Genomic DNA, 3,819 nt, shown 5'->3' with positions numbered 1-3,819 from the left:
CGACGGCCGGGCCGTAGCGCCGGCCGCCCCAGCCCCATGGCGCAAGCCATGGGGCTTTTTTTCGCCTCCCTGGACTTGCCGCCCATTCCATGCAATAACTAGCTCCGAACCTTCTGAGGAGAGGCGTCGATGCACATCGGGATACCAAAAGAAACCCGAGACGGGGAAACCCGTGTCGCAGCTACACCGGAAACCATCAAGAAGTACGTGGCGGGGGGCCACGCAGTCACCGTGGAGCGCGGCGCCGGCACGGCGGCCCGCTATCTCGACGAAGCCTACGAGGCCGCCGGCGCCTCGCTCGGAAACGCGGCGCAGGCCCTGGGCGCGGATCTGGTCCTGAAAGTGCGCGCGCCCTCGGCGGCCGAGCTGTCCGCCATGAAACCCGGCGCCCTGCTCGTGGGCATGCTGGACCCCTACGACGCCGAAGGCCTGCAGGCCATGGCGGACGCCGGCCTCACCGCGTTCGCGCTCGAAGCGGCGCCGCGCATCACGCGGGCGCAGAGCCTGGACGTGCTGTCTTCGCAGGCCAACCTGGCCGGCTACAAGGCCGTGCTGCTGGCCGCCCACTACTACGGGCGGCTCTTTCCCATGATGATGACCGCGGCAGGCACCCTGAAAGCAGCGCGCGCCGTGGTGCTGGGCGCCGGCGTCGCGGGCCTGCAGGCCATCGCCACGGCCAAGCGCCTGGGCGCGGTGGTCGAAGCCTCGGACGTGCGCCCCGCCGCGCGCGAGCAGGTCGAGTCGCTGGGCGCGAAGTTCATCGACGTGCCCTATGAAACCGACGAAGAGCGCGAAATCGCCGAAGGCGTGGGCGGCTATGCCCGCCCCATGCCTCCGGCCTGGATGGCGCGCCAGGCCGCGCTCGTGTCGGAGCGCTGTCGCCAGGCCGACATCGTCATCGCCACCGCGCTCATCCCCGGCCGTCCCGCGCCGACCCTGGTGCCGGCCGAGACGGTCGCCGCCATGAAGCCCGGCTCCGTGCTGGTCGACCTGGCCGTGGAACGCGGCGGCAACTGCCCTCTGTCCGAGAAAGGAAAAGTGGTGGAAAAGCACGGAGTCACGCTGGTCGGGCTCACCAACCTGCCCGGCCTGGTCGCCACCGACGCCTCGGCGCTCTATGCCCGCAACGTGCAGGATTTCCTCAAGCTGATCATCAATGCCGAAGGCGCGCCGGCCATCCGGCGCGAAGACGAAATCGTGGCGGCCTGCCTCGTTTGCGAAGGCGGCCGCGTCACCCGCGGGAGCTGAAGATGGAAGCCATCAACCCCACCCTGACGAATCTCATCATCTTCGTGCTGGCCGTGTACGTGGGCTACCACGTCGTCTGGAACGTCACGCCCGCCCTGCACACGCCGCTCATGGCGGTCACCAACGCCATTTCCGCCATCATCATCGTGGGCGCCATGCTGGCCGCGGCGCTTACCGAGGGCGGGCTCGCGCGCGGCATGGGCGTGCTGGCGGTGGCGCTGGCCGCCGTCAACGTGTTCGGCGGCTTTCTCGTCACGCGGCGCATGCTCGAGATGTTCAAGAAGAAAGACAGGAAGCCCGCCAAGGAGGGAGCCAAATGATCTCCCTGAACCTTGTCACCCTGCTCTATCTGGTCGCCTCGGTCTGCTTCATCCAGGCCCTCAAGGGGCTGTCTCACCCCACCACTTCGCGCATGGGCAATGCGTTCGGCATGGCGGGCATGGCGATAGCCGTGCTCACGACCGCGGCGCTCATCGTCAGCCTCGCGCGCGGCTCCGCCGCCATCGGCCTGGGCTGGGTGGTGCTGGGGCTGCTGGTGGGCGGCTCCATCGGCACGCTCATGGCCAAGCGGGTCGAAATGACCAAGATGCCCGAACTGGTGGCCTTCATGCACAGCATGATCGGCCTGGCGGCGGTGGCCATCGCCGTGGCCGTGGTGGCCGAGCCCCAGGCCTTCGGCATCGCCGTACCGGGGGCTCCCATACCCGTGGGCAACCGCTTCGAGCTCTTTGTGGGCACTTTCGTGGGGGCCATCACATTCTCCGGCTCGGTCATCGCCTTCGGCAAGCTGTCGGGCAAGTACAAGTTCCGGCTGTTCCAGGGCGCGCCGGTGGTGTTCCCGGGCCAGCACCTGCTGAATCTCGCCCTGGCGCTGCTGATGCTGGCCTGCGGCTTCTGGTTCATGGCCACGCAGCAATGGACGCCCTTCGTTCTCATGGCGGCGATCGCCTTCGTGCTGGGCGTGCTCATCATCATTCCCATCGGCGGGGCCGACATGCCGGTGGTGGTGTCCATGCTCAACAGCTACTCGGGGTGGGCCGCCGCCGGCATCGGCTTCTCGCTGGACAACCCCATGCTCATCATCGCGGGCTCGCTGGTGGGATCCTCGGGCGCCATCCTGTCCTACATCATGTGCAAGGCGATGAACCGCTCGTTTTTCAACGTGATCCTGGGCGGGTTCGGCGGGCCGGCCGCCGCCGGCTCCCAGGGCGCAGCGGCGCAGCAGCGCAGCGTCAAGTCGGGCAGCCCGGACGACGCCGCCTTCCTGCTCACCAATGCCGAAACCGTGACCATCGTGCCCGGCTACGGCCTGGCCGTGGCGCGCGCGCAGCACGCGCTGAAGGAACTGGCCGAGAAGCTCACCGAGCATGGCGTCACCGTGAAATACGCCATCCACCCGGTGGCCGGCCGCATGCCCGGCCACATGAACGTGCTGCTGGCCGAGGCAGAGGTTCCGTATGACCAGGTCTACGAGATGGAAGACATCAACGGGGAGTTCGGGCAGACCGACGTGGTGCTGGTGCTGGGCGCCAACGACGTGGTCAACCCGGCGGCCAAGAACGACCCCAACTCCCCCATCGCCGGCATGCCCATTCTCGAAGCCTACAAGGCGCGCAACATCATCGTGAACAAGCGCTCCATGGCCTCGGGCTATGCCGGCCTGGACAACGAGCTCTTCTACATGGACCGCACGATGATGGTGTTCGGCGACGCCAAGAAAGTGCTCGAAGACATGGTGAAAGCGGTGGAATGAGCTGGCGCGGGAAGGCCCCTCGCCTTCCCGCCCGGCACGGCGGCCCGCCTCAGGCGCGTCGCCTCAGGCGCGCCGCAGTTGCTCGTCCACCACTTCCACCCAGTGGCGAACCGTCGTGTCGGTGCCGCTTTGCAGGTGGCCGATGCAGCCCATGTTGGACGAGAGGATCACATCGGGAGCGCAGGCCGCGATCGCATCCAGCTTGCGGTCGCGCAGCTCGGTGGATATGCCCGGGTTCAGCACCGAGTACGCGCCCGCGGAGCCGCAGCACAGGTGCCGGTCGGCGAAGGGCTGCAATTCGAAGCCCAGGTCCGCGAGCAATTGTTCGGCCAGCGGCCGCAGCCCCTGCCAATGCTGCAGCGTGCAAGGCGGGTGGAACGCCGCGCGCGTGCCTTGCGGCAGCTTCTCGCGCAGGGCCTGCGCGTGCGGCGCCACGATTTCCGCCACGTCTTTCACCAGCGCCACGATGCGCGCCGCGCGCTCGGCGTAGGCCGGATCGCCGCGCAGGTGATGCGCATACTCCTTGACCATGGCGCCGCAGCCCGAGGCGTTCATAACGATGGCCTCGATCTTGCCATCCTGCACCAGCGGCCACCAGGCATCGATATTGGCCCGCATCTGATCCAGGGCCGCACCCTGCGCGTCGAGATGGAAGCTGACCGCGCCGCAGCAACCCGCGCCCGGCACGAGCCGCGCGCCGATACCCACGGCATCCAGCACGCGCACGGTCGCGGCGTCGATGGCCGGCATCATGGCGGGCTGCACACAGCCCAGCGGCATGAGCACCTGCCGGGCATGCCGCTGGCCGCGCGGCAGCG

General features: G+C 68.3%; 4 protein-coding genes. 3 read left to right on the top strand and 1 reads right to left on the bottom strand.

Features of this window, described 5'->3' with window-relative positions; translation table 11 throughout:
- The first annotated feature begins 129 nt into the window (after nucleotides 1-129).
- Genes AD428_RS23870 through AD428_RS23860 form a run of 3 tightly spaced genes read left to right on the top strand, consistent with a single transcriptional unit; the run spans nucleotide 130 to nucleotide 3,001 of the window.
- A complete protein-coding gene (locus AD428_RS23870; RefSeq protein ID WP_053246806.1) occupies nucleotides 130-1,248 on the top strand; it encodes a Re/Si-specific NAD(P)(+) transhydrogenase subunit alpha in 1,119 nt (372 codons plus the stop codon).
- A 2-nt stretch (nucleotides 1,249-1,250) separates the two neighbouring features.
- Nucleotides 1,251-1,568 (top strand): NAD(P) transhydrogenase subunit alpha, encoded by a 318-nt coding sequence (locus AD428_RS23865; protein ID WP_053246805.1) that lies wholly within the window; start codon nucleotides 1,251-1,253, stop codon nucleotides 1,566-1,568.
- Complete coding sequence (locus AD428_RS23860; RefSeq protein ID WP_053246804.1) at nucleotides 1,565-3,001, top strand: NAD(P)(+) transhydrogenase (Re/Si-specific) subunit beta; 1,437 nt, start codon at nucleotides 1,565-1,567, stop codon at nucleotides 2,999-3,001. Before AD428_RS23865 ends, AD428_RS23860 begins: the two co-directional genes overlap by 4 nt.
- 63 nt (nucleotides 3,002-3,064) lie before the next feature.
- Here AD428_RS23860 and glcF read toward each other — a convergent pair.
- On the bottom strand, nucleotides 3,065-3,819 hold a 755-nt coding region (glcF, locus tag AD428_RS23855; protein WP_152968213.1), incomplete at its 5' end, for a glycolate oxidase subunit GlcF.

This window comes from Achromobacter sp. DMS1 (assembly GCF_001270295.1).
This window is presented reverse-complemented; position numbering and strand designations above follow the sequence as displayed.

Bases quoted from the DNA above. Each gene is read 5' to 3' on its own strand.
- AD428_RS23860 (WP_053246804.1), top strand. From the start codon at position 1,565: ATGATCTCCCTGAACCTTGTCACCCTGCTCTATCTGGTCGCCTCGGTC.
- AD428_RS23870 (WP_053246806.1), top strand. From the start codon at position 130: ATGCACATCGGGATACCAAAAGAAACCCGAGACGGGGAAACCCGTGTC.
- AD428_RS23865 (WP_053246805.1), top strand. From the start codon at position 1,251: ATGGAAGCCATCAACCCCACCCTGACGAATCTCATCATCTTCGTGCTG.